The sequence below is a fragment of the Serratia sp. TSO36 genome (assembly GCF_057808395.1).
The window spans coordinates 351,227-357,226 of record NZ_JBJZOU010000006.1 but is presented as its reverse complement, the minus strand read 5'-3'; the positions used below and the strand labels follow the sequence as shown (position 1 = coordinate 357,226).

Genomic DNA, 6,000 nt, shown 5'->3' with positions numbered 1-6,000 from the left:
TTACTGCATGAATTTTACTTCAGTTAGTCACTCTTCAAGACTTGATATTTTTTTGCATCCGAAGATGCTGGATATCGTCTTGTGGAGTGCCCACACAGATTGTCTGATAAATTGTTAAAGAGCAGTGCCGAGAAACTCATCGGCGCGGGCTGCGTATATTACGCTTTTAGCCCGGAGAGTCAAGCGTTTATTTCGCTATCTTCTCGCTGACCCGGCGGCTTGTCAGTCGTTGTTCCCGGTCAGTGGAGGCGCATTATAGGGAGTTCTCGGCAGGCCGCAACCCCTAAATGCAAAAAACTTTTCAAGCGCTCAAATAATCGCCCAAAATGCCTTTTTAGGATGTTTATTAGTCAAAAAACACCGGTTTTAGCGCAGCAATAGCGGCAAACCCTGTAAATAGAGACAAATGAAGATAAAGAAAAGGGAGCGGTCACCCGCTCCCTTTCATCTTCATGACGCTTAATTGTCGTTATTGGCGTGCAACGATATGGTCGTTTTCCACATCCAGCGTCACCAGCTTGCCGGGAATCAGCTTGCCGGACAGGATTTGCTGCGCCAGCGGGTTCTCGATCTCCTGCTGAATCGCGCGTTTCAACGGACGCGCACCATACACAGGGTCGTAACCGGTTTTGCTCAACAAAGCCAGGGCCGGTTCGGTCATGGTCACTTCGTAACCGCGTTCTTCCAAACGTTTGTACAAACGCGACAGCTGAATTTTGGCGATTGCAGCAATGTGTTTCTCGCCCAGCGGATGGAACACCACCACTTCGTCGATACGGTTGATGAACTCAGGACGGAAGTGGTGACTCACCATCTCCATCACCGACTCTTTCATCTGCGCGTAGTTCATCTGACCGAAGTGCTCCTGGATCAGATCGGAGCCCAGGTTGGAAGTCATGATCACCACGGTATTGCGGAAATCGACGGTACGGCCCTGGCCATCGGTCAGTCGGCCGTCATCCAACACCTGCAGCAGAATGTTGAATACGTCCGGGTGCGCTTTCTCGACTTCATCCAGCAGAATCACCGAGTAAGGCCGGCGGCGCACGGCTTCCGTCAGATAGCCGCCCTCTTCATAACCCACATAGCCCGGAGGCGCGCCGACCAGACGCGAAACGGAGTGTTTCTCCATAAACTCGGACATGTCGATACGCACCATGGCGTCGTCGCTGTCGAACAGGAACGAAGCCAGCGCCTTGCAGAGCTCGGTTTTCCCCACCCCGGTCGGGCCGAGGAACAGGAACGAACCGATCGGCCGGTTAGGATCGGACAACCCGGCGCGGCTGCGGCGGATAGCATTAGAGACCGCGCTGACCGCTTCGTCCTGGCCGATCACCCGCGAATGCAGCTCTTGCTCCAGGCGTAGCAGTTTGTCGCGTTCGCCTTCCAGCATTCTGGCCACCGGGATGCCGGTGGCACGCGCCAGCACTTCGGCAATCTCCGCATCGGTCACCCGATTGCGCAGCAGTTTCATGCTTTTGCCTTCGGCCTGCGTGGCGGCGGCGAGCTGTTTCTCCAGCTCAGGGATTTTGCCGTATTGCAGTTCCGACATCCGCCCCAGATCGCCGACGCGGCGCGCCTGCTCCAGGGTGATTTTGGCCTGCTCGAGTTCAGCCTTGATGTTCTGGGTGCCGGAGAGCGAGGCTTTTTCCGCTTTCCACTCTTCTTCCAGCTCCGAATATTCGCGCTCTTTCTGCCCCAGCTCATCGCTGAGCATGTCCAGGCGTTTCTTGCTGGCGTCGTCAGACTCTTTATTCAGCGCCTGCTGTTCCAGCTTCAACTGAATGATGCGGCGTTCAAGCCTGTCGAGCGACTCCGGCTTGGAATCCATCTGCATGCGAATGCTGGATGCCGCTTCGTCGATCAGGTCGATAGCCTTGTCCGGCAATTGACGATCGGCGATATAACGGTGAGAAAGCGTCGCCGCCGCCACGATGGCCGGGTCGGTGATCTGCACGTGGTGGTGCAATTCGTAACGCTCTTTCAGGCCGCGCAGGATAGCGATGGTGTCTTCCACGCTCGGCTCCGCCACATACACTTTCTGGAAACGACGTTCGAGCGCCGCGTCTTTCTCTATATATTGGCGGTACTCATCCAGCGTTGTGGCACCGACGCAGTGCAGTTCGCCGCGCGCCAGCGCCGGCTTGAGCATGTTGCCCGCATCCATCGCGCCATCCGCCTTACCGGCGCCGACCATGGTGTGCAGTTCGTCGATAAACAGGATAACGCTGCCTTCCTGCTTGGCCAGATCGTTGAGCACGCCTTTCAGACGCTCTTCAAACTCGCCGCGGTATTTGGCGCCGGCGATCAAGGCGCCCATATCGAGGGACAATACGCGCTTGTGCTTCAGCCCTTCCGGCACTTCGCCGTTGATGATGCGCTGCGCCAGGCCTTCGACGATGGCGGTTTTACCCACGCCAGGTTCGCCGATCAGCACCGGGTTGTTTTTGGTACGGCGTTGCAGCACCTGAATGGTGCGACGGATCTCTTCGTCACGGCCGATCACCGGGTCAAGTTTGCCCTGCTCGGCGCGTTCAGTCAGATCGATCGTGTATTTCTTCAATGCTTGCCGTTGGTCTTCGGCGCCTTGGTCTTCCACGCTGTCACCGCCTCTCATCTGTTCAATGGCTTTGCTGATTTTGTCGGCCGTTGCGCCGGCCGCTTTCAACAAGTCGGTCAACGAGCCGCGGTCTTCCAGCACCGCCAGCACAAACAGCTCGGAAGAAATGAATTTGTCCGCGCGCTTCTGCGCCAGTTTGTCGCACAGGTTCAGGACGCGCACCAATTCGTGGGACGGTTGAACGTCGCCACCGGTACCTTCTACCTGCGGCAAACGGGACAGCGCCTGTTCGATCTCGGTGCGCACGCGCCCGGCATCGATACCTGCGGAAGTTAATAGTGGACGAACCGTGCCCCCTTCCTGATTGAGCAGGGCGCTCATCAGATGTAGCGGTTCAATAAACTGGTTGTCGTGCCCAAGGGCTAGTGACTGGGCATCGGCGAGGGCAAGCTGGAATTTGTTGGTAAGACGATCCAGACGCATAACACCTCCAAGATGGGTCGAAATTGCTACTGGAGATTAAATGAGGTCATCCCTCAAATTTTCAAGGTTATCTCGACGCTAAATTTTCGGTACAACGCCATGCGTCGTTGGATCGTCCTAATTCAATAGGTTATATCAGCCAGATTAAACTTGCCAGACGTCCGGTTATTCCATCGCGTCGATAGGAGAAAAAATGACTCTTTTCGTTAACCGTGCAGCGGTCGCCGCCGTAGATGGCCTGCACGCCTGCCCGCAACAAACGTTGGCGAGCCAGCAAGTAGATATTAGCCAAAAACTTATCGCCGTGCGGCGTAAACGCCGCCGCGGCTTCGGCGTCTTCCGCGATAAAGGCAGCGCGCACCTCCGGCCCGACCTCAAACTGCTGCAGGCCGATCGCCGGCCCCAGCCAGGCGCTGATCTGGCTCGGCGCGGCGCTGAACGCCGCCACGGTTTGTTCCAGCACGCCGTGGCACAACCCACGCCAGCCGGCGTGGGCGGCGGCCACTTCATCGCCGTTCTGCGAGCAGAACAGCACCGGCAGACAATCCGCCGTCATCACGGCACACACCTGCCCAGGCACGTTGCTGTACACCGCATCCGCCCGCAGATCGGCGGGCGTTTGCCCCGTCAACGTCACCACGCGGGTGCCGTGCACCTGCTCGAGCCACACCGGCATCTGCGGCAAGCCGGCGACGGTAACCAACCGTTCCCGATTGCGCTTCACCGCTTGCTCCTCGTCACCGACGTGGGCGCCGAGGTTCAGCGAGTCATAAGGCGGCAGGCTGACGCCGCCGCCGCGCGTGGTGCTGCAGGCCTTAACGCCGGGAGGCAATGGCCAGTCGGGCAGAATGAGCGAGTTCATTACCAGTCCATCTGATCTTTGAATTCTTCGGTATCCGCCTTCAGCGCGTTAATCAGATCGACCATGTCCTGCGGCAGCGGCGCATGCCACTCCATCTGGATGCCGCTGATCGGATGGTACAAACGCAGCATGGTGGCGTGCAGCGCCTGGCGGTCAAAACCGCGCAGCGTGTTGATGAAGGCTTCCGAAGCCCCCTTCGGCGGACGTGGACGGCCGCCGTACAGCGGATCGCCCACCAGCGGATGGCTGATGTAAGCCATGTGCACGCGGATCTGGTGAGTACGGCCGGTTTCCAGGCGCAGACGCAGACGGGTGTGCGCGCGGAAGTGTTCCATGATGCGGTAGTGCGTCACCGCCGGTTTACCCATCGGGTGCACCGCCATGTGGGTACGCTTGGTGGAATGGCGCGCTATGGGCTCTTCTACCGTGCCGCCGGCGGTCATGGTGCCAATCGCCACCGCTTCGTATTCGCGGGTGATTTCACGCGCCTGCAGCGCTTCCACCAGCCGGGTTTGCGCCGGCACGGTTTTCGCCACCACCATCAGGCCGGTGGTGTCTTTATCCAGACGGTGCACGATGCCGGCGCGCGGCACGTCGGCGATTTCCGGGTAGTGATGCAGCAGCGCATTGAGCACCGTGCCGTCCGGGTTACCGGCGCCAGGGTGCACCACCAAATCGCGCGGCTTGTTGATCACCAGGATGTCGCTGTCTTCATAGACGATATCCAACGCGATATCCTGCGGCTCCCAACGCGCCTCTTCTTCTATCTGTGCATCGATGGCGACCGTCTCTCCGCCCAGCACCTTCTCTTTCGGTTTGTTTGACGTTTTGCCATTGACCTTCACCCGATCGCCCAGGATCCACTCTTTTATGCGAGATCGTGAATAATCAGGGAACAATTCGGCCAAAGCCTGATCTAAACGTTGTCCGAGTTGAGATTCGGCCACCGTTGCGGTGAGTTGTACTTGTTGTGCCATATGCAGCTTCTTCGTTAACGTTGGGTTTTCACGGCGATGCCGTTTAATATAATGTGCTATTGTACCTGGTCTTTGTCGGGAGCTTAACGGACAGTCTCCCGGAATAACACCCTGAGGATAATCAAAACGTCATGACGCGTATGAAATATCTGGTGGCGGCAGCCACGTTGAGCCTGGCGCTGGCAGGTTGCTCCACATCCAAGGATGCGGTTCCCGACAACCCACCTTCGGAAATCTATGCCACCGCGCAGCAAAAGCTGCAGGACGGTAACTTCAAGGGCGCGATTACGCAACTCGAAGCGTTAGATAACCGCTATCCTTTCGGGCCGTATTCCCAGCAGGTCCAGCTGGATTTGATTTACGCCTACTATAAGGCCGCCGACTTGCCGATGGCGCAGGCATCCATCGATCGCTTCATGCGCCTGAACCCGACGCACCCGAACATCGATTACGTGATGTACATGCGCGGTCTGACCGACATGGCGCTCGATGACAGCGCGCTGCAGGGCTTCTTCGGTGTTGACCGTTCGGACCGCGATCCTCAGCACGCTCGCGCTGCGTTCCGCGACTTCAGCCAGTTGATTCAGCAATACCCGAACAGCCAATACGCGACCGACGCCAACAAGCGTTTGGTGTATCTGAAAGACCGCTTGGCCAAGTATGAGCTTTCGGTGGCGGAATACTACACTAAACGCGGTGCTTACGTCGCGGTCGTTAATCGCGCCGAGCAGATGTTGCGTGAATTCCCGGATACCAAAGCGACGCACGACGTGTTGCCGCTGATGGAAAATGCCTACAAGCAACTGCAGTTGAACGGCCAGGCTGACAAAGTGGCCAAAGTGATCGCCGCCAACCCGCAATAAACGCGCGTCGGCAACGGCAAAAAAACAAAACGGCAGCCTCGGCTGCCGTTTTCATTGGCGTGGACCTGGTTTTCACTGGAAGAATACACAAGTAAAAACACGGTGTTAGCTAGCGCTCCTCACCGGTCAACTCATCGATAATGCGCCATCCGGCGGCAACTCTCAAGCATTAGATAACCAATTCAAATGCTGAATCACAGATTGAACTAACTTTGCAAAAAGTGACAAAAAATCGTGATTTACATCACGCATTTA

4 protein-coding genes are annotated in these 6,000 nt (G+C 57.2%); 1 reads left to right on the top strand and 3 read right to left on the bottom strand.

Going from position 1 to position 6,000, the window contains the following annotated elements:
* Positions 1-469 precede the first annotated feature (469 nt).
* The 3 genes from clpB to rluD form a co-directional block, all read right to left on the bottom strand.
* On the bottom strand, positions 470-3,043 hold the full coding sequence (clpB, locus tag ACK3CV_RS04705) for an ATP-dependent chaperone ClpB (protein WP_025301647.1): 2,574 nt from the start codon (positions 3,041-3,043) through the stop codon (positions 470-472).
* A gap of 130 nt (positions 3,044-3,173) precedes the next feature.
* Positions 3,174-3,905, bottom strand: a complete 732-nt coding sequence (gene yfiH, locus ACK3CV_RS04700) for a purine nucleoside phosphorylase YfiH (protein WP_164039500.1) — start codon at positions 3,903-3,905, stop codon at positions 3,174-3,176.
* On the bottom strand, positions 3,905-4,882 hold the full coding sequence (rluD, locus tag ACK3CV_RS04695) for a 23S rRNA pseudouridine(1911/1915/1917) synthase RluD (protein WP_004932452.1): 978 nt from the start codon (positions 4,880-4,882) through the stop codon (positions 3,905-3,907). Before rluD ends, yfiH begins: the two co-directional genes overlap by 1 nt.
* 131 nt (positions 4,883-5,013) lie before the next feature.
* On the opposite strand from rluD, the gene bamD reads away from it, so the two are divergent.
* Entirely contained in the window at positions 5,014-5,745 is a 732-nt protein-coding gene (bamD, locus tag ACK3CV_RS04690) for an outer membrane protein assembly factor BamD (protein WP_004932456.1), read from the top strand.
* Positions 5,746-6,000 lie beyond the last annotated feature (255 nt).